At 44.8% G+C, this 25,261-nt stretch carries 21 protein-coding genes and 2 pseudogenes; 17 read left to right on the plus strand and 6 right to left on the minus strand.

The features are described from left to right. Positions 1-70: 70 nt before the first annotated feature. The gene (locus NSQ58_RS15035) at positions 71-364 is read left to right on the plus strand and encodes an ROK family protein (protein ID WP_226887809.1); all 294 of its coding nucleotides are present in this window, start codon (positions 71-73) and stop codon (positions 362-364) included. A gap of 159 nt (positions 365-523) precedes the next feature. Here the strand turns inward: NSQ58_RS15035 and NSQ58_RS15040 are convergent, their stop codons facing one another. The 4 genes from NSQ58_RS15040 to NSQ58_RS15055 form a co-directional block, all read right to left on the minus strand. Beyond that, complete coding sequence (locus NSQ58_RS15040) at positions 524-1,912, minus strand: sigma-54 interaction domain-containing protein (RefSeq protein WP_028541659.1); 1,389 nt, start codon at positions 1,910-1,912, stop codon at positions 524-526. A gap of 190 nt (positions 1,913-2,102) precedes the next feature. Continuing rightward, positions 2,103-3,062: a DUF561 domain-containing protein gene (locus tag NSQ58_RS15045; RefSeq protein WP_023988901.1), complete on the minus strand. Its 960-nt coding sequence runs from the start codon at positions 3,060-3,062 to the stop codon at positions 2,103-2,105. A gap of 83 nt (positions 3,063-3,145) precedes the next feature. Further along, positions 3,146-4,390, minus strand: coding sequence for an L-lactate MFS transporter (locus NSQ58_RS15050; RefSeq protein ID WP_341057656.1), 1,245 nt, complete (start codon positions 4,388-4,390; stop codon positions 3,146-3,148). 117 nt (positions 4,391-4,507) lie between these two features. Beyond that, positions 4,508-6,115, minus strand: coding sequence for an acyl CoA:acetate/3-ketoacid CoA transferase (locus NSQ58_RS15055; protein ID WP_023988899.1), 1,608 nt, complete (start codon positions 6,113-6,115; stop codon positions 4,508-4,510). 832 nt (positions 6,116-6,947) lie between these two features. Here NSQ58_RS15055 and NSQ58_RS15060 point away from each other — a divergent pair. The 6 genes and pseudogenes from NSQ58_RS15060 to NSQ58_RS15085 all read left to right on the plus strand — a co-directional run. Then, on the plus strand, positions 6,948-7,244 hold the full coding sequence (locus NSQ58_RS15060) for a PTS sugar transporter subunit IIB (protein WP_023988898.1): 297 nt from the start codon (positions 6,948-6,950) through the stop codon (positions 7,242-7,244). 474 nt (positions 7,245-7,718) lie between these two features. After that, positions 7,719-8,093: a hypothetical protein gene (locus tag NSQ58_RS15065; RefSeq protein ID WP_226887810.1), complete on the plus strand. Its 375-nt coding sequence runs from the start codon at positions 7,719-7,721 to the stop codon at positions 8,091-8,093. A gap of 832 nt (positions 8,094-8,925) precedes the next feature. Then, complete coding sequence (locus NSQ58_RS15070) at positions 8,926-9,600, plus strand: response regulator transcription factor (RefSeq protein ID WP_023988895.1); 675 nt, start codon at positions 8,926-8,928, stop codon at positions 9,598-9,600. Beyond that, entirely contained in the window at positions 9,597-10,964 is a 1,368-nt protein-coding gene (locus NSQ58_RS15075) for a sensor histidine kinase (RefSeq protein ID WP_341057657.1), read from the plus strand. The genes NSQ58_RS15070 and NSQ58_RS15075 overlap by 4 nt, the downstream gene beginning before the upstream one ends. 228 nt (positions 10,965-11,192) lie before the next feature. Then, entirely contained in the window at positions 11,193-12,155 is a 963-nt protein-coding gene (locus tag NSQ58_RS15080) for an alpha/beta fold hydrolase (protein WP_371263077.1), read from the plus strand. 189 nt (positions 12,156-12,344) lie between these two features. Then, a pseudogene (locus tag NSQ58_RS15085) lies at positions 12,345-12,547 on the plus strand (ABC transporter ATP-binding protein); the annotation flags it as partial. Between the two features lie 134 nt (positions 12,548-12,681). Here the strand turns inward: NSQ58_RS15085 and NSQ58_RS15090 are convergent. Beyond that, positions 12,682-13,899, minus strand: coding sequence for an MFS transporter (locus NSQ58_RS15090; protein WP_053325555.1), 1,218 nt, complete (start codon positions 13,897-13,899; stop codon positions 12,682-12,684). Between the two features lie 389 nt (positions 13,900-14,288). Between NSQ58_RS15090 and NSQ58_RS15095 the strand changes: the two genes are divergently transcribed. Then, entirely contained in the window at positions 14,289-15,392 is a 1,104-nt protein-coding gene (locus tag NSQ58_RS15095; protein ID WP_028541652.1) for a DUF3900 domain-containing protein, read from the plus strand. Between the two features lie 118 nt (positions 15,393-15,510). On the opposite strand, the gene NSQ58_RS15100 is transcribed toward NSQ58_RS15095, so the two are convergent. Continuing rightward, positions 15,511-16,440, minus strand: a complete 930-nt coding sequence (locus NSQ58_RS15100) for an L-lactate dehydrogenase (protein WP_053325554.1) — start codon at positions 16,438-16,440, stop codon at positions 15,511-15,513. 232 nt (positions 16,441-16,672) lie between these two features. Between NSQ58_RS15100 and NSQ58_RS15105 the strand changes: the two genes are divergently transcribed. The 9 genes and pseudogenes from NSQ58_RS15105 (at position 16,673) to bioB (ending at position 25,238) form a co-directional block, all read left to right on the plus strand. Next, positions 16,673-18,064, plus strand: a complete 1,392-nt coding sequence (locus NSQ58_RS15105) for an amino acid permease (protein ID WP_023988889.1) — start codon at positions 16,673-16,675, stop codon at positions 18,062-18,064. A gap of 164 nt (positions 18,065-18,228) precedes the next feature. Beyond that, positions 18,229-19,479: a YCF48-related protein gene (locus NSQ58_RS15110; protein WP_341057658.1), complete on the plus strand. Its 1,251-nt coding sequence runs from the start codon at positions 18,229-18,231 to the stop codon at positions 19,477-19,479. A 153-nt stretch (positions 19,480-19,632) separates the two neighbouring features. Continuing rightward, positions 19,633-19,815, plus strand: coding sequence for a hypothetical protein (locus NSQ58_RS15115; RefSeq protein ID WP_341057659.1), 183 nt, complete (start codon positions 19,633-19,635; stop codon positions 19,813-19,815). 188 nt (positions 19,816-20,003) lie between these two features. Continuing rightward, a complete protein-coding gene (locus NSQ58_RS15120) occupies positions 20,004-20,399 on the plus strand; it encodes a DUF2500 domain-containing protein (RefSeq protein ID WP_013371386.1) in 396 nt (131 codons plus the stop codon). A 134-nt stretch (positions 20,400-20,533) separates the two neighbouring features. Next, positions 20,534-21,283 (plus strand): annotated as a pseudogene (locus tag NSQ58_RS15125) (SDR family NAD(P)-dependent oxidoreductase). A gap of 120 nt (positions 21,284-21,403) precedes the next feature. Continuing rightward, positions 21,404-21,826 (plus strand): cell wall hydrolase, encoded by a 423-nt coding sequence (locus tag NSQ58_RS15130; protein ID WP_023988885.1) that lies wholly within the window; start codon positions 21,404-21,406, stop codon positions 21,824-21,826. A 56-nt stretch (positions 21,827-21,882) separates the two neighbouring features. After that, positions 21,883-22,338, plus strand: a complete 456-nt coding sequence (gene gerQ, locus NSQ58_RS15135) for a spore coat protein GerQ (protein ID WP_023988884.1) — start codon at positions 21,883-21,885, stop codon at positions 22,336-22,338. Between the two features lie 388 nt (positions 22,339-22,726). Beyond that, positions 22,727-24,028, plus strand: a complete 1,302-nt coding sequence (locus tag NSQ58_RS15140; RefSeq protein ID WP_175405309.1) for a hemolysin family protein — start codon at positions 22,727-22,729, stop codon at positions 24,026-24,028. Positions 24,029-24,230: 202 nt separating this feature from the next. After that, positions 24,231-25,238, plus strand: a complete 1,008-nt coding sequence (gene bioB / locus NSQ58_RS15145) for a biotin synthase BioB (RefSeq protein WP_341057660.1) — start codon at positions 24,231-24,233, stop codon at positions 25,236-25,238. Positions 25,239-25,261: the final 23 nt, after the last annotated feature.

Here is a 25,261-nt window from a genome sequence, read left to right on the forward strand (position 1 = left end):
CGGACAAATGGATCGGATAGTCTCAAGAAATACGAAAGGCGAGGAACATCTGCCGAAGAGCAGGTGTTTTTTGCTTAGAATTACAGAGGGAGCAGCAACGATTTTTCAAGAATACTATAGAAACATTGCAACTCAGATTATTAATTTACAAACAATTCTTGACCCTGAAAAGTTTGTAATTGGGGGAGGCATATCTGCGAATCCTTTACTCGTTGTTACCATTAAAGAAGAGCTAGAGAAGCTATATCTAGATTCGATCTTAAATTTTGTACGTGCAGATATTGAGCAAAGTAAATTAGGCAATGAAGCCAATTTGCTAGGCGCTATATATAACTACAAGCAAACACATGATCTTGAAGTATGACATTCATTTTATTTTGACGGGTGCATAATTGAGAAAAATAAACCGTTACAAAAAAGAGTGCCTTTAACCTGAGACACGCTTTTTTGTATGAAAGCCACTAGTATAGGTGACTTCTATGAAAATGGGAAGGATAGGCCCTGTGTGCTCTGTACTTCGTAGTTAAACCTTCAGCTTTGCAAGAATGTCCTCCATCTTCTTCAGCTTACGATAAACAGCGGAGCGATCAATTCCTAGCTGTCTGGCTGCTTCGGCACTATTGCCACCACAGACCTGCAGCATCTGCTGAATGTATCGTCCCTCGGTTAACGCCGTATATTCCTTCAGCCCGCTCAGTTGACTGCGATTGGCCTGAATGAAATGGTCCAATGTGAACCAGTCTGTAACTTGTTCGACCGGCTGCTGCTGGCGCAGCACGGTCTGATCAGTTACGATCAATCGTTCGATGTAATTACGAAGCTCACGCGCATTCCCATGCCATGGCTCGGCTAGCATTCTTTGAAATTCGTCCGCTGGCAATACATACTTTTTATCATATACCTTATTGAAATGAGCAATAAAGCTGGAAATCAGTCCGACGAGATCCAGTCTGCGACTACGTAGCGGCGGGATATGGATCGGAATGACATTGATTCGATAGTACAAGTCCTCGCGAAACAATCCTTTTTTCACCATACTCCATAGATCACGATTGGTAGCAAATATCATCCGGCATTGAATGAGAATGGCTTCGGTGCTCCCCACACGCCGGAATTCACCACGCTCAAGCACATCAAGCAGTTTGGCCTGTATTTCCAGTGGAAGCTCGGCGACCTCATCAAAGAACAAAACGCCTCCTCTGGCCACCTCAAACAAGCCTTGCTTCTCGTCCATTAAGCCGGGCATAGCCCCCTGAACATATCCGAACAGCTCATATTCGAATAATGCGGCTGGAATAGCGGCACTATTAATCGGAATGAAAGGTCCGTTCCACTTCGCGCTCTGGCGGTGAATGTATTTGGCAATTACTGATTTGCCTGTCCCTGATTCGCCCAAAATCAGTACTTTGCTATCGTAAGAAGCGATCTGGTCACACACCTGAATAATTTGCTTCATCGCCAGGCTCTCAGCAATGATCCCGTTATTCTTAAGTACAGAGGCTGAAGTGACTGAACGTTTGCTGTTCTCATACGCATGTGGCAGCGTAGGGGCAGCTATGATGGATAATCCACCTTTATAGTTGTTAGTACTGGTAACAACGAGCTGCACCTCATCTGTACTATCAAGTATTGGAAGAGCAGTGGACTTGAGCTTAAAGCCACGTACAGTGTTGATATACTGAGTTACCTTTTGTTTGGACTGTATTGCTTTCATTGTTATTGATTCCTTGTAGTAGCCGGCTTTCACCAGGTCCTGTACATTGTAGCGCAACAGCTCCTCCAACGGAATGCCGATAGTCAAGGCAGTGAATTCATTGGAGATTAAAATATTACCTTTGGAATCCGTGACAAACAGAGGGGCAGGGGACTGATCGCTCTCATCGGTGGAACGTTTATCTATACGTCGGGTCATGATCGATCAACTCACTTTTGGATTATCGAGGCTATGCTGAAGTGATTGTTTCATTTTTATTATATCTGCTTTACGCTACGAACAACAGAGGTTACCCAGATAAAAATTAGCACGCAAATCTAATCAAAAAACGGACCGTTTCCTATTAAATATGGATATGGTCCGTTTTTTTCTTTGTTTACAAGTTATATTATACTGATGCTATCTGCTCACCGGTAATCTGTGTCTGTCCAAGACGATTTAGCAGTGCCTGCGCTTCGCTGAACATTGTCGTAATCATCTGCTCAACTGTCGTAATCTCGTCGCACAGGCCGCATATTTGTCCTGCCATGACCGAACCGCGATCTGTATCACCTTCGAAGACGGCTTTGCGCAGGGAGCCAAGGCTGATCTTCTCCAATTCGTCACGGGAGGCATGCTCTTGCTCCAGCTTGAGGTATTCGGCGATCATGCTGTTCTTGATGCTGCGGACGGGTCCACCGATGCTGCGTCCAGTAACCGTAGTGCTGGTATCGTCGGCGTCAATGACGGCTTGCTTGAAATTGTCATGCGTCGGGCATTCGACGGTGGTGAGGAAGCGCGTTCCGACCTGAACTCCCTGTGCGCCGAGTGCAAAGGCTGCTGCAATTCCGCGTCCATCGGCAATGCCGCCTGCGGCAACGACAGGGATGGATACGTTGCTAACAACCTGTGGAACGAGTGCCATGGTGGTTGTTTCACCGACATGGCCGCCTGCTTCTGTACCTTCGGCCACGAGGGCATGTACGCCGATAGCCTCCATTTTTTTGGCAATCTTGACGGAAGGGATGACGGCGATCACCTTAATGCCATGCTCCTTGAAGATTGGCATATACGGAGCTGGTGTGCCCGCGCCCGTCGTAACAATGTTGACTTTTTCCTCGACGATAACCTCGATCAATTCGGGAATATTATGCATCATCAGCATCAGATTTACGGCAAACGGCTTGTTGGTGGCTGCGCGAACCTTGCGAATTTCTTCACGAAGTACCTCAGCCGACATGCCGCCAGAGCCAATAATGCCCAGCCCGCCAGCATTGGATACAGCACTTACGAGTGGTTCACGGGCAATTTGGGCCATAGCACCTTGGAAAATAGGGTACTGGATACCGAGCAGTTCTGTAATATTCATGGTTAATTCCTCCAATATAAATTTATAGGTTGTACTATACTTAATACTAAAAATAGTGATTTGCTAATATAGCAACGGATTGATCAAACGGTTTCAACAGCAGCTGGTGCAGGGTTCTTACCATTTTCCAAGGCCTTATACAGGAATGTCAGCGCGAACCCGACCAAGGCAATAACGAGCGCAATGTAAAAGGCGTTGGTGAATATGCCGTTATTGGCGGCAGCTACCGAGTTCGCAATTCGCGGTCCAAAGAATGCGGCACCGGAATAGCCTATAAAGGTTATTCCGTAGTTGACACCATAGTATTTCATGCCAAATTTCTGTCCGACGATTGAAGGGAAGACGCCCATCGTACCACCAAAGCACAGGCCGATGCCAATAATGGCAATAGCAAATCCAACTATGGAGCCAGATAATGCAAGTGTCAGCATCATGGTGGCAATGACCAGATAGATCATCATCAGACAACGCAGATGGCCAATCTTGTCTGATATGGCTCCCCAGAAAATGCGTCCCAGACAGTTGCTAAGCGAATAAAGACTCACGAACAAGGCTGCTATACTGGCCGATAGACCGAACATCGTCTGGCCAATGACGGAAGCATTGGATGTAACCATCATGCCAGATAAAGCGCCGATCAGGAACAGGCAAGCAATGACGTAGAACAGGGGTTGCTTGATCATCTGCCGCCAGTTCAAGTTCACGGCAACCGGACGTAAACCTGACGTCTGCGGTGGTGTCCAACCAGCAGGGATATATCCTGCCGGACAAGCTTGAGTAAATAGCCCACCTGCCAAAATGACGATCAGAAAGGAGGTGCCAAGGATCATCATAGTGGTCTGAACTCCTGAGTGGGTAATCATCGCGTTTGCAAGTGGGGCAATGATTACTGTTCCACCGCCATAACCTGCGGTCACGATTCCAGCCGCGAGTCCGCGTTTGTCTGGGAAGAACTTGATGGTGTTACCGATTGTTGCCGCATAGACGACACCTTGTCCAAGACCAGAAATGATGCCATACGTCAGATATAGCATCCAAGGTGCAGTCGCAAGGCCAGTCAAGATGTAGCCAAGTCCAAACATGGTACCGCCAATGAAGATGGCAATTCTGGCACCTCCCCGGTCTACGAGCTTTCCGCCAAGAATCGCCGGAATCGGTGCAATTGCGCCGTTAATCGTAAAGGCCATCATAATTTCAGGCATGCTCACTGCAAGCATTTTACTCAGTGGCAGTGCAAAAATGCTGAAGGCGTAAATAGAGCCGACGCAAATATTGATCAGGGTCGCGGCGATTAGAATGCGCCAGCGATTCAGTTGTACATTTTCCATTTCGTGTTGGTCCTTTCTGATGCAGGATCAGTGCGCGTGGGATGAAGCATTACTCCGCAATTCCATAATTCGTGTCTGGTAGTCCGTTTGACAGCTACCGGTATCTCCTGAGCTGTACTATACAGTAGTCAAAGCGACATCCTCATGCTTCGCTTGCTCGCTACCCTTGATCGTAATCACGTCATGCAGCTTACCCCAATGTTCACAGAACATGCCGGCGTCCATTTCCTTCAGTTCTGGTGAGATGACAGGCATGAAGTCCATCTGATCGAGAATCTGGGTCTGCAAATCAATGCCAGGCGCGATCTCTGTCAGTGTCATTTTTCCATCTTGCAGCTGGAATACCGCACGTTCCGTCACATAGACGACCCGCTGCTTGACCTTGGTCGCATAAGAGCCACTGAAGGTAATTTGCTGGACCTCCTTCAGGAATTTCTTAGTTTTACCCTCCTGTACAATCCGAAGCTTGCCGTCCTCAACAGCAATTTGCAGGCCTCCTGCTGTGAAAGTTCCGGCAAAGACGAGCTTTTTGGCTGATTGGGAAATGTTGATAAAGCCGCCACAGCCCGTAACACGGGTACCGAACTTGCTGACATTCACATTCCCGGATTCGTCGGTCTGAGCCAGCCCTAGCACGGATAGATCAATACCACCACCGTCGTAAAAGTCGAACTGGGACACATGATCTACGATGGCCTCAGAGTTGTACGCATGCCCAAAATCCTTGATGCCTGCTGGTACGCCGCCGACTGAGCCTGCTTCGGTTGTCAGAATCAATTGGTCGCTGACGCCTTCCTCTGCCGCAACCGTAGCCACACATACCGGAATACCCACGCCAAGATTCAGAACGGTATTTGGTACTAGCTCAGCTGCGGAACGACGGGAGATAATTTTACGCTCGTCGAGCGGAATCACTTCCATGGCGTCCATCGGTACCTTCACATGTCCTGCGAAGGCAGGGCTGTATTGTGTGTTTTCAGTCTGGAAATGATTTTTCGGTTCGGAGATAATTAGATGATCGATCAGAATGCCTGGCACTCTAACATCCTTCGGATGCAGGGTCCCGTTCTTGGCCACAGTCTCTACCTGAGCAATTACGATACCGCCAGAATTGCGCACTGCCTGAGCAATCTGTAGAACCTCCATATGCAGGCCTTCCTTTTCCAGCGTCAAATTCCCGTTCTCGTCAGCTATGGTACCACGGATCAATGCGACCTGAATCGGGAAGCTCTTATAGAACAGCCATTCTTCGCCTTCCAGTTCAATCAGCTTGACGATCTCCTCCGTTGTGCAGGCTGACATTTTGCCGCCTTCCACACGAGGGTCGACGAAGGTCTCCATGCCTATCTTGGTAATGACACCTGGGCGCTTGGCAGCAATTTCACGGAACAGCTGTGTGATTACGCCTTGCGGCAAATTGTAGGCTTCACATTTATTGTCTTCAATTAATTTAGCCATAGCAGGCGAAGCAAGGGCGATCCCGCCGATCCAGCGTTTGATCAGACCTTCATGGCCTAGATGGCTCATTCCCTTGGTCCGGCGGTCGCCAACCGCACTGGCATGAACAACTGTTAGGTTGCGAGGATGACCAGATTCCAAGAATCGTTCTTCGATGGCGATACCCATCTCCTCGGCCCAACAGGAGAGCCCAAAGCCGCTTGCGGCAATGGTGACTCCATCCGGGATAAGTGCTGCTGCTTCACTCGCTGAAATGATTTTGGACATAGAGTGCTCACTCCTTCAATAAAATGGATTGAAATCATATGGATATAAGTACATAGATTAGAAGTTCACATTACGTGCGGGCAAGCTGCCGAGTGTCATGTGCAAGCTAATTGCCGTCATCACGGAATAAGTAGAAAAATAGAAAAGCGGATATTCTGTTTATTGTGTGAAAACATTCACTTTCACTCCGGAATGAATTGTGAATATTTTCACTTGAATCATAATGCGTGTTTTTTTTCTCGTCAACGGGGGGCCAACGACTCGGGATAGAGGTGAGGAAGTGTAGCAAAATTGCGAATATGATGAGGGGTGAAAGGTTAGAAAAGCATGCAAATAAGGAAGAAAAATTGTTTATGGCAAGGGGCCTGAGCATAATAGAGCCTTGGAACACGGGATATAAAAGGAACGATGCCTTGTTTCAATAAGAAGAATCAAGGGGAGCCGAGGGAAAGTCTGGGGAAGTTATTATGCGTTGGCAAAAATGCAACACTTTCTTGATCTTGTGAGAATGGACGATGGGCAGAGGAGCCATTAAACCTTGAGGGTACTGGGGATATTCAGCAAGTAAGCACTATGTAAGTCCAATACATAACAATTCATATACCCAGGGCGAAGGGAGAATTCTGCATGAACAGTTTAAGGAGTTCAAAAATAATGAAAAAATTTATGTTGTCTGTCGAGGTAGATTTTTTCGCAATTTTGCTACGATAGACTTTTTCGGAAATGGAAATACTTGACTGTAGAACCTTGGTATTACTTAGCTATCACAGTCCGTCCCGAGCTAAGAGCTACGTTTCGAGCCCTGTCCTCGAAGGAAGCAAACGCCTGATAAATGAAAAAGATATTGCTGGCTTGCGCAGGAGGATTTTCTACAAGTATGCTGGTGGAGAGAATGAAAGAGGCGGCTCGTGCACAAAATGTGGAAATTGTAATCGAAGCTTGTAGTGAGAGTAGCATAAGAGAGCATATGCCGGTCAATATTGTTATGCTGGGCCCCCAAATGGGACACGCGGAAGATGACGTGAAGAAAGAAGTGGGCAACGAGATTCCAGTCACTGTAATCAATATGATGAATTATGGAATGATGAATGGAGCGAATGTGCTGAAAACAGCGCTGGATATGATTTAAATCGCCAACTTTATAAAGCGTTATCATTCCTCACATTTAAACCTTTAAGACTACTTATAAGCAGTCTTAAAGGTTTTTTATTTCTGTATCCATAAGTTATGTTCAAGCATCCATATTTTGAAAATTCGATAAAGGAAACAACAGAGATTAGATATTGATATGTTAAAACTACAGAATAGAAAATTAATCTCGCAATAAATATTATGTTAACTTAGTAGCGAAAGGATGTTATTATCTTTTAAATGAGAATGATAATCATTATAATTGTAATCATGAATGGAACTCGTATGCACTACGAATCCAGATAAGGGAGGAAGCGATAACAAGATGAAGATACATAATTCTCCGTCTACACTTAATGATTACTATAACCAGATAGCCGATTCAAACCTTATAAATGATGAAAATGATCTCACTCAATCGGCATTGAAACATGAACATATTTATCATATACCCGAATAGTGGGGAAGCGGTGTGCATCGTACACATTTTTTACGTAAAGGCTTCGAGCTTTCGCACAGTAAAATGCTATTTCATGATCCAGTCCAGATTACAAGAAGGTTCGTTACGCCTTATTTAGAACTAGCGCTGAACATCGACTATTCAGCCGCCTGGTCCGTGGATGAATTTCGTTCAGAGCGTGAGCATGGAAGGCATGTACAGCTCATTTACATGAATGATGTGAAGATCCATGCGGCGATGCCAGCAAGCAAGGCGATGAATCACATGGAGCTGCGTTTTAACCCTTTGCTATGGAGAGAATTGCTACAAGAACTGGATATTCGTCTGGAGCAATCTTTTGCTTGTATGGAGACGCTAATTACTCCTGACATGCGAGCTATTGCTTAGGAATTGTCATCTCATCCTTATCAGGGCATAACCCGACAGCTTTTTTTGGAGAGTAAGGCACTGGAGCTTATAGCTTTTTTGTACAAGAGATGTGCACCTCTTCCCCTAGACCGACGATGTTGATTAAGCCCAATGATGTACAGTCATTCACGAGGCGCGAGATATTTTACTGCGTACACTGGTTCAACCTCCGAGCCTGATTCGGCTGGCACAGATGGTACATATAAATGAACAAAAGCTTAAAAATGGCTTTAAAGAGCTATTCGGCACGACGGTATTTGGCTTTGTGCGCCAGCAGAGACTGGAAAAAGCCAAGTAACTTTTGGAACAGGAGCAGATTTCCGTCAGTGAGGCGTTAGCGATAGTCGGTTATAGCAACTTTAGTCATTTTGCCGCACTACTCAGTAAAACATTTGGTTATCTCTCGTTGCCAACGTAAAAACACCTTCAAGGTTATCTCCATATCTTACGACATGGTTCGATTCTCTTGAAGGTGTTTTGATTTGTCTCACGTTATGGGGTCAGTCTCATCCCCATTAATGCTAGTAGGGTGTTTTTCATTAACAGGAGTGTCCTTATGACAAATGATGAGCATTCCTGGTTTCAAGAAGCAAAAAAAGTATAACCGAGGCAGGGATTTAAGACGTCCCGCATTGCCCGCCCTTTGGGTATTGGTAAATCAGGACAACAGGGCCATGATGAGGGCTCTGAGACCTGCGGAAACCGGGAGGAATAACACTGTAAAATTATAGGAAGAATAGGAGCGATTCAATTTTATTTATAGTATAATGGTTACTTCAATATGGGATGAAAACAGGGAAAGAGGAAACGAATGCCTACTATACTGGTTGCTGACGACGATGCGAACATTCGCGAACTCGTCTGTTTATTTCTACGCAACGACGGATTCGCAACAGCCGAAGCCGCAGACGGCAAGGAAGCACTGACCGTCTACGCTACAACGCATGTCGATCTTGTCGTGCTCGATATTATGATGCCGATAATGGATGGTTGGACGTTATGCAAGGAGCTCAGAAGAGCCAATCCTGATCTTCCCTTACTTATGCTGACTGCGAGAGGCGAAACATGGGAGAAAGTGAAAGGTTTCGAACTTGGAACAGATGATTATTTGACGAAACCGTTTGATCCACTGGAATTGACAGTTCGGGTCAGAGCACTGCTGAAACGCTATCGGATTGGCACCACGCAGATGATCCAGTTCGGCAACGTCATCCTTGATCGGCAGACCTATAAGGTGATGAGAGGGACGGAGTCGCTCACGTTGCCGCTCAAGGAGTTCGAATTGCTGTATAAGCTCGCTGGAACACCTGGACAAGTGTATACGCGCGAGCAGTTGATCGATCAAATTTGGGGGATCGATTATACTGGAGATGATCGAACGATAGACGTACATATTAAACGCCTGCGCGAACGGTTCGCTACAACACCCGATTTTCGTATCGAGACGGTGCGTGGACTTGGCTACCGGCTTGAGGTTTACGAATGATCAGATCCTTATATACACGTGTTGTCCTGACATTTCTGGTCTCCGTCCTCGCGGGCACGATCATTGCTTTTTTTGTAACATTTTGGGTGTTTGAAGAGAAATTGAACGAAAATTTGCAAACCACCTTATTTAACTTTGGTCAGGACATTGTCCGGGTTTACGAAACCATTCCGTTACGTGAAGCGGACTTATTCGTAAGTGGAATGAAACAACTCGATTCCTATTATATTCGAATTTTTGATGAAACGGGGCAGTTCCAGTCTTACGGAACGCTTAACGGACAAAAACCTGTTACTGTGACGATGGATCAAGTAAGGAAAGTATTGGGTGGAGAAGTTGTTCAAGTTAATCCGAGTAGTGTTTCAATGAACCTCTTGGGACTGAGGTTGAAAACGGAAATGGGAATGAAAGCGATATTTGTGGAGCCGCTTATGTATCCTTCCGTCTCTTTTGCCCAAAAATGGTTATTTACTTTTTTGACCTATTCGTTGGTAACAGGAAGTCTATTGATTTTGGTTGCCTCTATATTCCTAGTCAGACCGATCAAAAAACTGACAAAAGCGACCAGACGTATAGCAGTTGGAGATTTCAACGTCAAGCTGAATATTAAGCAAAAGGGTGAGCTAGGTACTTTGGCTCGCAGCTTTGAAGAAATGATGCATGATCTACAGCAACTTGAGCAGATGCGTAGGGAGTTCGTCACGAATGTGTCGCATGAAGTTCAGTCGCCGCTCACCTCGATATCCGGTTATGCTATAGCACTCAAGCAAGTAGATATAGCAGATAACGAGCGAAGTCGTTATCTCGATATCATCATCGCGGAAGCAGATCGGATGTCCAAGATGAGCGATAGCCTGCTAAAGCTGAGTTTGCTTGAATCGCAGTCACAGCAGATGCGGCTGGTCACGTTCAGCCTTGATGAACAGATCAGACGAGTCATCGTCGCGATCCAGCCGCAATGGTCGGCTCGCAACATCCGTTTCGAGCTCAATTTGAAGACCGTTCGCCTATTGGCGGATCAAGATCAATTAAACCAGGTATGGACGAACATACTCGGTAATAGCATCAAATTTTCCAAGAATGGCAGCGTTATTAACGTCAGCATCAAGCAAGATATCAAAAGCGTAACAGTCCGAATATCCGATACGGGCATTGGTATTTCCCTTGAGGACCAGAAGCGTATATTCGAGCGATTTTTTAAAGCTGATCGTTCCCACAGTCGTAAATATGGCGGTAGCGGTATGGGACTCGCCATCGTTAAACAGATCGTATCGCTTCATCAAGGCGACATTCGAGTGGAAAGTGAACCCGGCCAAGGAACGACCGTCATTGTCACCTTGCCAATCACAACGCCACCAGATTAGTTAGATTCATACGGTATCATTCGGATTATCTAAACCGCATTTTCCATGATACAGCATAATGTGCAGTTTCCTTGGACAACGTAGCATTTTTTTGCTTGTTCATACTCCGTTCATATTGTCGTCATAGGGAGTACATCTTCTTTCGTTAAGCTTTCATTAGCGGCTCGTTAAAGTAGCCCAACAAACAGAATGGGACAGGAGAAGTTGAGCGTGAAACGAAGAGAGGTAATGAAAATGAGGAATGGAACGAGAACAAATAAAGTACGAAGCATTTTGCTTAAAATAATAGGAACAATAGTTATAGCAATCGTGCTTTTTCTAGCCGTTGTCTATACAGTTAATATTATCAGCAGCAAATCAGAGCAAGGAAAAATACAATCCTATGGTCAGTTCGTACCTGTAGATGGGAAAAAAATGAATGTTTTGATTCAAGGAAAAGGCGAAGAGACCGTCGTGTTACTACCAGGTTATGGAACAGCAGCACCAGCACTTGATTTTAAACCGCTAGTAGAAGAGCTATCTCCATTTTACAAAGTCATCGTTATTGAGCCTTTTGGTTATGGATTAAGTGATCTAACCGAAAAGGAACGAAACACAGAGAATATTGTAAGTGAAATTCATGAAGCTTTACAGAGTCTTAAAATTGACCGATATATTCTAATGGGTCATTCCATTGCAGGCATTTACGGACTGGATTATGTGAACAAATATGAAAACGAAGTGAGTGCTTTTGTCGGGATTGATAGCAGTGTTCCAACGCAAGGTGGTATGGATGCTGAATTACCAATAAAAACGTTTAAATTTCTCAAAAAATCAGGTTTAGCCAGATTGGTAATGAAACTTACTGGTGACCCATATGCTGGACTACCCTATGATGATGAAACAAAAGAACAAATGAGAATTCTTTCTCTCAAAAACATGTATAATTCCAGCACCTCAAACGAAATGGAAAATATTTATCCTAATTTTAAAGCAGCTAAAAATTTAACATTCCCAAAAAATCTGCCCCTTATTTTCTTTATACAAGCGAATAATACAGATGTGGAAAGATGGATACCACTACATGAAGAGCAAGTCAAAAATTCTGTTCATGGAAAAGTAATGACACTTGAAGGAGAACATTATTTACACCATACCAAATCAAAGGAAATCGTTGAAAACTTCAGGAGCTTTATGAAAGAAATAAAATAAGTGCACTGAAAAAGGCACCTTCACTATTTTCTACAAATGTATAAGTGATATAAAAAACCGTCCTTTGGTCATATCCCTGTCAAGTAGACAGATGAAAAAAGCTATGCAGCCAGCGCGTGCGGATACTCAATCGGTGCGCGCTGTTTGAGTTAAGACTGAAATCACTCGTAGTTATAAAAGTAGAGACAACAACAGGCAGGTGAGCGTATCGTCCAATTGCTGAACGAGCCAGTGATGCTGGGTGACCAGCTGCCTTCGGAAAGACACGACATTGAGCTGAGGCGCATAAGTTTTGGGTATGATGACCAGCCTGTACTGCGGGATGTGAGCAGGCTTATGCCATTCCGTTTTTTCCAGCGCTTGTAGGGCCTTCTGGTAGCGGAAAAAGTACGGCCTGTATGCACGATTGTGGAAAAGACAGCATGAAGGAAGAGAGTCATAATCTGCATGAAATCATGATACAAACATTAAGAAACCGCCCCCGGAGGATGCCATATCATATCTCCAGGGGCGGTTTCTTGTGCTGTTATTTAGAATCATCGGCTATGACAGCTTGTACGGGCTGCCTGTCACGAAGCAATGGTAACAATAGCATCGCTCCGACCAAAAACAAGCCGGCGCTCACGGTATATACGGTGTTCAGGGAGGATTCGTGTTTGAGTGTTCCGCCGATACTCATACCGACGACCATCATCCCGGAGAACAGGGGAGAGAGGGCACCACCGACGCGGCCGATAAAAGCAGCTTCGGCGTTTTTCATCATCATTGTGTTGATACCGATATGAATGCAAGGATAAAATAGGCCGCTGAAAACTTGTAGTGCCATTGTCAGCACAATATTGTGTGACCATCCGACACCAAAGGTTGTCAGTGTGCTGACCAAAAGTCCGGCCACCAGCAGCAATTGCGGCTGTGCTTTTTTGGCAACCCCCATAATCAGGCCGCCTCCCACCAGCATAGCCGCTCCGTTCGCCATTAACGGCCATTGCAGGAATTCCTTGTTTTGTCCAAGGTTCTCGATGGCGACAAAAACCATTAATGGTTGAATAAGTCCGACCGCCAGCCCAATTACGGTAAATGTTCCCCCAAGCGTGCGAAGTGTGCGGTTATTCCATACATAACGTATTCCTTCTTTAAGATCTTGAATGAAATGAGTTGGTTGATCATCTATCTCAAGTGATTGTTCATCTTGTGGAATGCGAGTCAGAACAAGCGCCGAGATGAGAAACAATATTCCGGTTATAGACATTGAAGTGAAAATTCCAAAGTGTTGATAAATAAATGTACCGATAACAGGGCCGATAACCATAAATAATGCCATGAGAGATTGAAAAAGGGCCATCACTCCCTGTAGCTGTTCTGGTGCTACATGCTGCTTAAATATCTTCATCGCAGACGGCTGAGAAAATTGAGATAGAATGGCTGAAAAGAAAGTGGACAGCAAAAGCACCTGCCATGACCCGTACCATAATGCCAACAAAACAATAAAAATAGAGGCCGCGGATAGCAAATCGCAACTAATCATGGTCCGTTTGGGCCGCCAACGGTCCGCGAATGTTCCTCCAATGATAGCGAACAGAAAAATAGGCATGAATTCAGCAACCGAAATGAGCGATACGTATACGGGATCATTATTAGTCAAATCTGTTACATACAACAGTATGGCAAAGTTGCGCACCCAAATGCCCAAATTTAGCAGCGCATTGGAGGCGATAATGGTCCTTATATATGGATTTTTAAACAACAACAAACTCTCCTTTCCTGTTTTCAGGGCGCAACCCCCTTGAAATATCATTTTATATAAACAAAATATATTTTTGTCTATATAATAATAGATAATATAATAAATCAACTACTTATTAGTCAAATGTTTTTTGAAATCATGAAGAAAGTAGAGCATGGAAAATAAAGAGGTCAATGATCCTTAAGGACGTGAATTAGAATAGTGGTAAAAGTACTCACTTTAAACTTGTGAATTGGGAATGATAGCTAAACGAAAAAATGATCAACATAATAAATATTATGTTAACTAAAATGTTTATCTAGTAATAGGGATCTGAATCCGATGTACCTTTTAAAATCATAGTGATATAATTACGCGTACATGCCTGAAAAGGAGCGAATGGAACGTAAATGAACTTTCAAGTGGATTTTTTATCTTTTTTTGTAATTCAGGTAGATGGAAAAGAAGGACAGGGTGGTAAGTCCTATAAGCATTACGCTACAATGGACGACTACGATTATGACGAAAGCGATGTTAAAAAATTTCTGGACGGGGAATTTGCTCGTATTAGCAAGCGTAAGGTTGAAAAAAACCCCAGCACAGAGCAGGCACCGACCAAAATCGGCCGCTTTATCGTCGAACCGGAGCATGAATTGAGCAGTAATCCGAATTTCAATATGTTCGCCCGACTGCGGGCAGCAGAGGATAAGGAAGATTTTAAAAATGCTTGTGACGATCTGGTGCGGATGTATCTGGATACGAGCGCAGTACGCGGCGGAGCGCTAATCATTGTACAGGCTACCTTGAATACACACTCGGATGATCCGTTTATTTTTGTGCTTAAATGTGATTTTGAACCTAAAATTGCCAGAATTACTGAAAGCAGTCTGGTGAGTGAGGTCGAAATGGCTATTTCTGCCCGTAATATGAAATCCATCATGTATCCTTACATGCTTGAGGAAGGGATGAACGATGAGTGGGAGCTTAAAATTCACCAGTCTTCGCATGCCCGGTATTTTGAAGATTTTTTGAAATTCGTGACCTATGAGCAATCCATGCCGGAAATCGTCAATGAGCATGTCATGGGCTTCGTTCAGAACTATGTAGAAACCAAATGGCCGGATGCATCTAATGAGGAAAGACAGCAGGAAGAGCGCGATCTGGAATTGTGGGCGGCTAGCGAAAAACGGGATCTGCAAGGGAAATGGGAACCCCTTCAGGTCGTAGAGGCTGCACAGCATATTGTCGAGCTGAAACCAGAAATTGAAGTTCGTTTCAAACTAGATGATACGGCCGTGCGTGGGCTACTGTCCGACTTTGGCGCCAAACTGCATATCACGAAACTTCATGATAGATATGCACTTATTATTGAAGGTGATGCATTTACGTTTGAAAAGGGATTTTCACCGATTGAGTTACTCCAACCTGAATCGTTTGAAACGGTGGCTGAGCGGCTAAAAGAGAAACGCCAGCATGAAAATGAGGACGTGGATGGCGATACGCCACCTTGGTAATTCGAATGCATAGCAGGACGACAAACTGAACTTTTACATTATAATGACTAAAAAACTGGCCTCTCAACGGATATTACCGCTGTGGAGGCCAGTTTTGTTTAGTATTTATGTTCGCGATCTACATATGAACTTTGCTAATTTGATCCTTCAGCTTGTCCGCAGATTGAAGCAATCTTGCACGTTCCTCGTCATTGAGCGGAAGATCCAAAATTTCACGTACCCCATTGTGATCTACAATACTTGGAACACCTAAATATACGTCAGATACTCCGTTATAATTTTCCAGCAAGGTGGACACATTAAGTACCGACCCCTCGTCCCCGAGAATGGCGGCTACGATTCGGTCGAGAGCCAGCCCGATAGCATAAGAAGTTGCGCCTTTAGCATCTATAATTTCATAGGCAGCATTCTTGGTATTTTCAAAAATTTCATTTTTCGTTTCTTCACCTAGTTCCAGTGGAGTTCCAGCTACGTTGGCTGTGCTCCATACAGGTAACTCGGAGTCACCGTGTTCTCCAATAATATGGGCGTGGATGCTTCGTGGATCGATGCCCTTTTGCTTCCCGATCAAATAACGGAAGCGTGCGCTGTCCAGCAACGTACCTGACCCAATGACTCTGCTTGAAGGCCAACCACTGCGTTTCCAAGAGATGTAGGAGAGAATGTCCACTGGATTGGTAGCGATCAGCAAAATGCCATGTGTATTGACCTTGACGATATTATCAATAATACTTTCAAATATTTCGGCATTGCGCTTCAGCAAATCAATGCGCGTTTCTCCCGGCTTTTGTGAAGCACCTGCTGTAACAATAATGATATCTGCATCACGGCAGTCTTCATAATCACCTGCCCACACTTTGACACCGCCGAGAAAGGGAAGCCCATGATTCATATCGAGCATTTCCCCCTTCGCCTTTTTGACGTTGACATCAATAAAGACAAGTTCTGACATGCGTTGGCGCAGCAGTAGGGTATAGCCGGTTGTTGTACCAACCGCTCCCATGCCGACAATGGCCACTCTACTTCGTTTGTAAGGTTTTAAGCTCATAAAATCCTCATCTCCTTCTCGGGTTGAATACCTTTTCATTTTGGGGTATTTCTTAAAAATTTATCTTTCCAACTTAGTGTACCGTATATATTTACCCACCGCAAAGAAATATGACATTTTTCCTTGACTTCAAAGACGAGCTCGCTAATAATTAATCGAATGATAAGAACACGCACTAAAGCGTTGCAGCACCGATATTGACGCATGAAATTATGGAAAGAGGATTCGGCATATGGACTTATTTCGAAAAAAAACAGGACTGCTCCCGCATGAGGAAAGCGGATCTACAGGTCACTTAAAGAGAACAATGGGTGCCTTTGATCTCACCATGCTAGGTGTAGGATGTATTATCGGTACTGGGATTTTTGTTATTACTGGCAAGGCAGCAGCAGAAAATGCAGGTCCTGGATTGATGCTCTCCTTTGTTATTGCAGGTATTGCCTGCGTACTAGCAGCCTTGTGTTATGCGGAGCTTTCATCTACAGTTCCCGCAGCTGGGAGCGCTTATGCGTATAGTTATATTGTATTTGGAGAAATTTTGGCCTGGGTACTGGGGTGGGACCTGATTCTGGAATACGGAGTGGCGGCCGCCTCTGTGAGTAGTGGATGGTCTGCTTACTTTCAAGGCTTGCTGGCTGGATTTGATGTACATTTACCGCTGGCTTTAACCGCAGCCTTCGATTCAACTAAGGGAACCATTATTGATCTACCAGCCGTGTGCATCATTATGCTCATTACACTGTTACTGAGTCTCGGAGCCAAGGAGACGGTCCGATTCAATTTAATAATGGTTTGTGTTAAAGTCGGAGTTGTATTGCTATTTATTGGGATCGGTATCTTTTATGTTAAGCCTGACAACTGGACACCATTTTTGCCTTATGGTTTTTCTGGTGTTTTGAGTGCTGCGGCAATCGTATTTTTTGCTTATCTGGGTTTTGATGCCATCTCAACTGCAGCCGAAGAGGTTCGCAATCCGCAGCGGAATATGCCCATCGGCATTATTTCTTCTCTAGCGATCTGCACGGTACTGTATATTGCGGTTTCAGTTGTACTAACTGGAATGGTACCTTATACGCAGTTGGGGGTAAGTGATCCTGTTGCGTTTGCTCTCCGCTTTATTCATCAGGATTTTGTAGCCGGATTGATTTCAGTCGGTGCGATTGCGGGGATGACCACCGTTTTACTGGTGCTGTTGTTTGGTCAAACGCGGTTAATTTTCTCTATGTCACGTGATGGCCTTTTACCCGTTTTTTTATCCAAAATAAATGCCAAAACTCAAACACCGATACGAAGCACTTGGCTGGTGGGCAGCATTATCGCATTGGCTAGTGGATTGTTTCCATTACATGCACTGACCAATTTGACGAGTATTGGAACCCTGTTCGCTTTTGCTGTGGTATCGGTAGGGGTTATCGTGCTGCGCAAGAAACGCCCTGATTTGAAAAGAGGCTTTACCGTGCCGTGGGTGCCGTTGCTCCCGCTTTTAAGTGCTTTGGTTTGCATCGGTCTGATGCTTCAGCTTCATATTAGCACCTGGATTGGATTTATTGTGTGGCTCCTGCTTGGATTGCTGATCTATTTCTTCTATGGATACCACAAAAGTTTGTTGAACCGTAAATCTTAATAAATTCTAGTATAAAAAAAGCCGGCATCCTGCACTTTTGTGAAGGGTCCGGTTTTTTTTGACATTACGCGAAAAGTGTCACATAGAGGCGTTTATGGTATAATTCTGTTTCAGATAAGCTTTTGGCACGTGATTACAGCATGCCATCGAGGGAGGATTTTTATATGAAACTGCGCTGGCGTGCGCTCTTAGGGGGAGTACTGCTACTGACGGGCATTCTACTGACTGCCTGTTCTGCTGAAGCCCCAGAAACGTTAACTAAACCTCCGATTGAGGAACCTGATGACCAGGGTCAGACGATTACTATTAATCCACCAGTGACTCCAAAGGTGGGCGATCCCAACGCCAAATATGTAGTTCAGACGCGAATAGCGGATTTTCATTTAATTGATAACAATAAAGGGTTAGTTTGGGGAGTTACCCATAATGAGCTCCGGCTTTATGATACTCATGATGGCGGAAAGACATGGAATAATATTTCCCCCTCCGAAAATGTCCAATTTCAAGACAAACTTGAATATGGAAAGGACATCAGTTTCACTGATTCTCGTCACGGTTGGGTTGTCCGTCAAAATTTGGACAAAACAGCAACCGTCATTCTGAGAACAGCAGATGGAGGACAGAGCTGGGATGTTTCAGCGCTTCCAAGCGGGGATCATGTGAGCTCGATTCAATATGTAAATCCAACTACTGGCTGGATCATGGCATATGTAAAACTGAATGAGCAGGATCAACAAAAACTGTTGTATCACACCACTGACGGGGGAGCCACGTGGAATAAAGTTGCGCAAAGTTCTGGTACGATATCCAACAAAACAGGCTCAGGTTTACCCGATCGGGGCAGTCTGGCAGGAATGAGCTTTTCTTCCAACAATCAGGGATTTGTAGCGATCAATCTGGATAGCAGTGTTAAGTTATACAAGACTTCGAATCAAGGGAAAACCTGGACTCCGGTAGCTAACAGAATACAAGGCTGCCCTCAGGCCAAAGCAGAAGCTCAGCAGTCTCTGAAAGGGAGCAGTTCCTCGTATTTGATTCCGGTTCTTTGCTATGGGGCTAACGGCACAAAATATAATGGACTGTTTACAAATGATACAGGGGCCCAATGGAGCGGTGTGCCTTTGGGTCTGAGTAGCAACATTAATTCTATTATCCCTGGACGTACGTTTCTAAACGAAAAGGAAGGGTGGATCATAACTGAAACCGGAATGAGCCGTACATTGGATGGGGGAAAGACGTGGACAAGTCTCACAGGCAACAAAGTGCTACCTTTGAAGCTAAAAGACTACCCACGATCGGTCAAGCTCCGTTTCGCCTCTTCTTCGGTGGGTTGGCTCCTTTTGGAACGCCTTGATGATAAGAAGTCACTGCTGCTGAAGACGACGGACGGCGGTGCGAACTGGAGAATTTTATAATCGCTATAAAGCTGATTGCCCTGGGGTGTTTTTCCCAGGGCGTTTTATTTTTAAAAAATTTAAATTTTATACGACTATATGTGAAAAAAATCACAAACCAACGAATAAGCCGCTGTTATACTAAACCTGTAAACAACGATAGGAGTGATAATCATGACAACGAATCAGGATCATATGTTAACCCAATACTACCTTCAATTTTGTTATACTTGCCAGGATGCCTATGGTTGCACGACTGAAGAGGACTGCAAGCAGTGTGCAGAGCGTTACGCTGAAGACGAAGATCATGAAGTTCTGGATGAAACACAACGTTATCTCCAGCTTGTACATGTGTAAATCGATGCATCATTCTGATATCGCCATATCTTGAGCCTCCCGGACTATTCCGTGGGGGCTCTTGGCGTTCTTGAGAGTTGCTATCAAATTTGGGCAGGAACATACATATACTGTTATAGAAAGCTTAGGTCAGGTCAGGATGCCCGGTAGTTTCCCTGTGGAATGCCTGGCGGAGAGGAGTGCGGTGCATGGGATTTGAGTCATTATGGATGTTCGATTGGCTGGGCACGGTACTGCCCGTATTTTTCGTTGTCGTGTTGGGAATTGTCGTGTTGTCTGCAGGCAGGGAAGTCATGGAATGGAGTCGGAATAAAAGACAGCCTGTATTGACGGTCGGTTCCCGAATTACAGCCAGAAGGACACATCTCCAACAGAGGCGGCAGGAGGAACAAGGGACTCGTACCTATACTTTCTATTACGTAACCTTCGAGGTGGAGAGTGGCGACCGGATGGAGTTCAAGGTATCTGGGGAAGAATATGGTCAATGCGCTGAAGGTGATGAGGGACGGCTTACTTTTCAGGGTACAAGGTATATCGGGTTTCAGCGTCTTAATCGCTATAGCTTGGAACAGGTTAAAATGTAGAATTCAGTCTAATGTTCTTGGATTCATTTACAGCCTTCTGCGAGAAATCAGGATAGGGGGCTGTAGATGTTTCTTGTACAGCACATTTTGGTACATATATATTAGAACAGAGTAGTTCAGAGGAGGAATGATATGTGTCATTTGAGGGACAAGTTGTTATTGTAACAGGAGCGGCGCATGGCATCGGGAAAGAGGTCGCTTTTGCCTACACTGCTCAGGGTGCCCATGTTGTATTTGCGGACCACAATGAGGAAGAGGGTGCCGCAGCCGCTGCAGCGGCCCGGAACGAAGGCTATCAGGCCATTTTTATTCCTTGTGATGTGCGGAAGGAAGAAGATATAGTGGCGCTAATCCGTGCCACGGAAGAAGAATACGGTACGATTCATACGCTAATTAACAACGCTGGCGTGTCCAAATGGAAATCTCCATATGAGTTAACGATAGCAGAATGGGATGACATTTTGAATACAAACGTACGCAGCTGTTTTATTGCCACTAGGGAAGCGGCTAAGGTAATGAAACGAAACGTAGAAGGTGGCTCTGTGGTCAATATGACCTCTACACGAGCTTTCATGTCAGAGCCGGATACAGAAGCCTACGCGGCATCCAAAGGAGCCATTGCGGCCCTTACACACGCGATGGCTATGTCGCTAGGAAAGGACGGGATTCAGGTCAATTGCATCAGTCCAGGGTGGATTGAAACCGGGGATTATGAGCAACTGCGTGCATAAGACCATCAACAGCATCCGTCTGGGCGAGTAGGAACCCCTAAAGACATCGCACGGGCCTGTCTGTATTTGACACAACCTGGCAATGATTTTGTAACAGGCACGAATCTGGTAGTAGATGGTGGCATGACGCGCAAAATGATTTATGAGCCATAATAAAAGCCTAAATGAGTAGTCCCAGTCTTGGGGCTATTTTTTTGTTTTTCTGGACTGTCACCCATTGGGCATTTGTACCATACGATAGGGTATGTGATGGAGAAGCGAGGAGGGGACGCGGTGGCTGTAATCAAGACCAACTCAGAGGATGTAAGGACCCTCGCCCGACTGATGCGGGCTGAGGCCGAAGGCGAAGGAGAGCAGGGAATGCTCATGGTCGGTAATGTTGGGGTGAACCGGATTTTATCCAATTGCCTGGATTTCCAGGGCATACGTATGATGAATGACATGGTGTTTCAAAGCCCCGGCGGGTTTGAGGCTACTCAGAAGGGGTATTTTTATCAGAAAGCCCGTGATCGGGACATTCGACTTGCCCAGCGTGTAATCAATGGAGAGAAAATACGTCCGGCATCCAATTCATTATGGTTTTTCAGACCTGCCGGAGACTGCCCAGATACCTGGTATAGCCAGGTCAATACCGGACGTTTTAAAGCCCACTGCTTTTTTAGCCCGACTGTACAGGATTGTCCTAATGTATATTAGACAATTTACAGAATGGCTTTAAGAATTAAATTTAAACTATTTTAGGAGGAATTTACATGATTTCACAGCAAGCTTACCGTCCCGTATCTTATGCTTCCGGCAATGGGTATCCCGAATGGCCAAGAGGGATGACTCCAATCGGAACCATGCAGCCTATGACTGGCTTTCCACCTCAAGTAAGTAGTGGCAGCCCTATGACACCAACGGGTACCGTAGTGCAGGTTCAGACTCCGCAATACGAGCAATCATACATCGAAAATATTTTACGCTTGAACTTAGGAAAAACGGGAACCTTTTATATGACCTATGAAAATAACCGGGAATGGAATGCGAAAATATTCAAAGGCATTCTGGAAGCAGCAGGTCGGGACCACATTATTATTAGTGATCCGGCGACGGGCAAACGGACCATTCTACTAATGCTAAACCTGGACTATGCAACATTTGATGAGCCGTTGTTGTACCAATATCCCGGCGTCATCGGGAACCCGGGTGCATCCCCGGTTCGCTGATGCCTTCATATATATGAGTCTACATCCTCTGCCAGACGGCAGGGGATGTATTTTGTTTATAATCTTTCTCAAATATAGTAGCTTTCTTGATGGTAAGCGGCGAAAACGAGAGCTTTACAACCTAAATGATAGAGGAGCTGTTTTTTCTGACATTGCTTGTGGTTTGACTGTATAGAGTATAGTTATATAATTAAATATAAGCTGATGAATGATCTAATCATTTATGCGGAATATGGCTTTGGAAGCCGGAAGGAGTGAATGTGTTGGGAAGTTGACGCTGCTTATGATGTGTTATCGTTCTGTCTATGATGAAACTATCCGAAGGAGGTGCGCCTGTCTGCCGTAATGACGGCTGATGGGGAGCATATTGAGTGACCCTTTACCGAGTATGTTTAACTTATTTATTGTTTTTGCATTAGTACTATTGAATGGTTTTTTTGTATCTGCGGAATTTGCCATGGTGAAGGTCAGAGGCAGCCGTATTGAAACATTGGTGGAAGCGGGCAATAAAAAGGCCGTGTACGCCGCCAATATGTTACACAACTTGGACGCTTATTTGTCTGCCTGCCAGTTGGGTATTACACTAGCATCGTTGGGACTAGGATGGATCGGAGAGCCGGCCATCGCACATTTGATCGAACCTGTATTTACAGCCGCCGGATTAGGAGCGGTATATGTGCACGGTACTGCCGTGGTTATTGCATTTATTGTCATTACGATTCTGCATATTGTCTTGGGTGAATTGGCGCCCAAAACGATAGCTATTCGTAAATCTGAGACCATTACGCTGTATTCAGCCATGCTGATGACTTGGTTTTACAAGTTGATGTATCCATTCATATGGGCGTTGAATGGAATGGCGAACAGCCTGCTGCGTTTATTCCGTCTGGAGCCGGTATCCGAGAATGACGATTCCGCGCATACCGGAGATGAAATACGCATTCTGATGAAAGAAAGCAATAAGAGCGGACTAATTGATAATACGGAATTGGCGCTTGTTGATAATATATTTGATTTTACCGACACGACCGCCAGGGAAATCATGATTCCGCGAACTGAGATGATCTGCTTATACAGTAATGAGTCCACAGAAGAAAATCTCGCGATTGCGACGGAAAGCATGAGAACCCGTTATCCAATCTGCGCCGAAGATAAGGACCATATTATCGGCTTTATCCATATTAAGGACCTTCTACGGGCGAACACACTGGATACCCGTACGATGATTCGACCGATTCTTGCTGTCCCTGAATCTACGCAAATTAGTGATCTGCTCAAACGTATGCAGCGTAGCAAGACGCAAATCGCAATTTTGATTGATGAATATGGCGGTACATCGGGTATGGTAACACTGGAAGATATTATGGAAGAAATCGTTGGTGAAATTCAGGATGAGTTCGATCAGGAACGTCCGAGTTGTGAGCAGATTAATGACGAGGAATTTTCCATTGACGGCATGTTATTAATTGATGAAGTGAACGATCGCTTTGGACTGGATCTTGATCATGAGGATTATGATACGGTAGGGGGCTGGCTATACTCACATGTCGAGGTTATTCCCCCACTGCCTGGCCAGTCTGTAGTGTTTGAGGGATGTATGTTCACGGTAGAAGAAGTTGAAAACAAGCGGATTTCACGTATTCGGCTGATAAAACAGCCTATCATCGTGGAAGAAGCAGGAGTCTCATAACGGAATAAATCTAGAGAGCGACCTTGAACGATGTGGGGTCGCTTTTTATTTTGTCTTCTTTACAGAATGGACATGAATTGATATGATGTTCGTGTGATTGTCAACCTAATTATAATTATTTAGGTTGACAATAAAAAAGAACTTCTCTACGCTGAAAATCTTATCCATTTACATGATCATTAAATTTTGGGAGGCAAGAAGTATGAATTTACTAAACAAGGTTATAGAATGGGACTCGTTGGCTGAAAAAGCAATACACGGCAGTTGTGTATCGCTGGAAGAAGGCATAGCGGTACTGGAAGCCGACGATGAAGAATTATTACCGATTATGCAAGCTTCATTTCGGGTGCGGCATCATTTTTATGAAAAAAAAGTAAAGCTCAACATGATCATTAATGCCAAAAGTGGCCTATGCCCGGAGGATTGCGGTTATTGCTCACAATCTATCGTATCCACGGCGCCTGTGAGCAAGTACAGTATGTTGGACAAGGAATCACTGTTGGCTGGAGCTAGGGAAGCAGTAGCGCGGAGAGCAGGGACCTATTGCATCGTAGCTTCCGGCAAAGGTCCAACAGATCGAGAACTGGATCAGGTGATTGAGGCAGTACAAGAAATTAATCGCACGATGCCGCTCAAAATTTGCGCCTGCTTAGGGATTCTCAAGGGAGATCAGGCACGGCGGTTGGCAGAGGCTGGGGTACATCGATACAATCATAATTTAAATACAAGTAAGGCCAACTATCCCTCGATTACAACCACACATACATACGATCAACGCGTCGAAACTGTGAAAATGGCTCATTCTCACGGAATGTCTCCATGCTCTGGCGTTATTATCGGGATGGGGGAAACGAATGAGGAAATCGTTCAAATGGCTTATGCCTTACGGGAGTTAGATGCTGACTCTATTCCGGTTAACTTCTTGAATCCAGTCCCTGGAACCCCGTTGGAGGGAGCAAAGCGAATATCACCTATCCAAGCTTTGAAGGTGCTGGCACTGTTCCGCTTCATCTGTCCATCCAAAGAAATACGCGTTGCAGGTGGACGAGAGTTGAATTTACGCTCGTTACAACCGCTATGCCTGTATGCAGCGAATTCAATTTTTGTAGGAGATTATTTAACGACAGAAGGCCAAGAGGTCACATTTGATCATCAAATGATTGAAGATCTTGGTTTCGAAATTGAGATGTGTGCCCTTTCAGCCGTATAATAGAAATTGTACAAACTTGGAAG

The sequence above is a fragment of the Paenibacillus sp. FSL M7-0134 genome, from assembly GCF_038007865.1.
Taxonomy (GTDB): domain Bacteria; phylum Bacillota; class Bacilli; order Paenibacillales; family Paenibacillaceae; genus Paenibacillus; species Paenibacillus polymyxa_B.

Bases quoted from the DNA above. Each gene is read 5' to 3' on its own strand.
- NSQ58_RS15100 (WP_053325554.1), bottom strand. From the start codon at position 16,440: ATGAGCTTAAAACCTTACAAACGAAGTAGAGTGGCCATTGTCGGCATG.
- NSQ58_RS15050 (WP_341057656.1), bottom strand. From the start codon at position 4,390: ATGGAAAATGTACAACTGAATCGCTGGCGCATTCTAATCGCCGCGACC.
- NSQ58_RS15075 (WP_341057657.1), top strand. From the start codon at position 9,597: ATGATCAGATCCTTATATACACGTGTTGTCCTGACATTTCTGGTCTCC.
- NSQ58_RS15120 (WP_013371386.1), top strand. From the start codon at position 20,004: ATGGGATTTGAGTCATTATGGATGTTCGATTGGCTGGGCACGGTACTG.
- NSQ58_RS15105 (WP_023988889.1), top strand. From the start codon at position 16,673: ATGGACTTATTTCGAAAAAAAACAGGACTGCTCCCGCATGAGGAAAGC.
- NSQ58_RS15060 (WP_023988898.1), top strand. From the start codon at position 6,948: ATGAAAAAGATATTGCTGGCTTGCGCAGGAGGATTTTCTACAAGTATG.
- NSQ58_RS15080 (WP_371263077.1), top strand. From the start codon at position 11,193: ATGAAAATGAGGAATGGAACGAGAACAAATAAAGTACGAAGCATTTTG.
- NSQ58_RS15055 (WP_023988899.1), bottom strand. From the start codon at position 6,115: ATGTCCAAAATCATTTCAGCGAGTGAAGCAGCAGCACTTATCCCGGAT.
- NSQ58_RS15140 (WP_175405309.1), top strand. From the start codon at position 22,727: ATGTTTAACTTATTTATTGTTTTTGCATTAGTACTATTGAATGGTTTT.
- NSQ58_RS15070 (WP_023988895.1), top strand. From the start codon at position 8,926: ATGCCTACTATACTGGTTGCTGACGACGATGCGAACATTCGCGAACTC.
- bioB (WP_341057660.1), top strand. From the start codon at position 24,231: ATGAATTTACTAAACAAGGTTATAGAATGGGACTCGTTGGCTGAAAAA.
- NSQ58_RS15115 (WP_341057659.1), top strand. From the start codon at position 19,633: ATGACAACGAATCAGGATCATATGTTAACCCAATACTACCTTCAATTT.
- gerQ (WP_023988884.1), top strand. From the start codon at position 21,883: ATGATTTCACAGCAAGCTTACCGTCCCGTATCTTATGCTTCCGGCAAT.
- NSQ58_RS15040 (WP_028541659.1), bottom strand. From the start codon at position 1,912: ATGACCCGACGTATAGATAAACGTTCCACCGATGAGAGCGATCAGTCC.
- NSQ58_RS15095 (WP_028541652.1), top strand. From the start codon at position 14,289: ATGAACTTTCAAGTGGATTTTTTATCTTTTTTTGTAATTCAGGTAGAT.
- NSQ58_RS15110 (WP_341057658.1), top strand. From the start codon at position 18,229: ATGAAACTGCGCTGGCGTGCGCTCTTAGGGGGAGTACTGCTACTGACG.
- NSQ58_RS15045 (WP_023988901.1), bottom strand. From the start codon at position 3,062: ATGAATATTACAGAACTGCTCGGTATCCAGTACCCTATTTTCCAAGGT.